1 pseudogene is annotated in these 774 nt (G+C 39.9%); it reads left to right on the top strand.

The annotated features are described in order from the left end of the window. Positions 1-337, top strand: a pseudogene (locus AB4486_RS25465) (hypothetical protein); the annotation flags it as partial. Between the last annotated feature and the right edge of the window lie 437 nt (positions 338-774).

Raw genomic sequence — 774 nt, 5'->3', positions numbered from 1 at the left:
GAAGCTAGCTTATCCAGGTTTGGCTCTTGTATTTATTGAAATGTTCCCATTTTATAATTTCTTCCCAAGCATTGGTTTGAGCGTGATTTCGGATCTCCACTTTGTGTACTTTATCGGTTTATGTGAGTTGCTGCTTGGGCTGCTGCTAGCTTTTGGCTTTGCTAACCGTCTCGTGATGGTGATGTTAGCGTTTGCATTCATAACTACATCATTTATCCATGGTGCCCATGAAATTGAAGGGCATTTACCCATTTTCGCTGCTGCATTTGTATTGCTGCTTGAGTTATACAACCGACCAAAAGCGTTAGTGGAAAAAGTAACGGTAAGTCATGCCTGACAGAATACTGAGCATGGATGCTTGGTGACTGCACCGTAATTTGATTCAATGTTCAAAAGAATTTCAAACTCATGCCTATAACCAAAGATACTAAAGAAAAGTTCATCCAGAAAGCTATTCAACGCTGGGGAGAACGCTATGATTACTCCTTGGTAGAATATGTGAACAGCAGGACAGCAGTAACCATTATTTGTCCTGTCCACCAGTACCGGTTTACCCAGACTCCTAAAGCTCATTTTGCAGCCAAGCATCATTGTTGTCCGATATGTTACAAGGAGGTTCGAGGAAGTTATCAGAACAGGTGGCGTTTATCCTCTGAATCAAAATCTCCTTTGCGCATGAAATTACCTAGTCAAATTAATCAAGTTTTTCGTTTTTAGCCTTTAACTTCTGGTTGGTGTGTTAAAGATTAATTAGTTTTAAAGACTGGTTAACTT

Source organism: Vibrio sp. 10N.222.55.C6, from assembly GCF_041473395.1.
Taxonomy (GTDB): domain Bacteria; phylum Pseudomonadota; class Gammaproteobacteria; order Enterobacterales; family Vibrionaceae; genus Vibrio; species Vibrio crassostreae_C.
The sequence above is the reverse complement of the archived record's forward strand: the minus strand, read 5'-3'. Positions and strand labels throughout refer to the sequence as shown.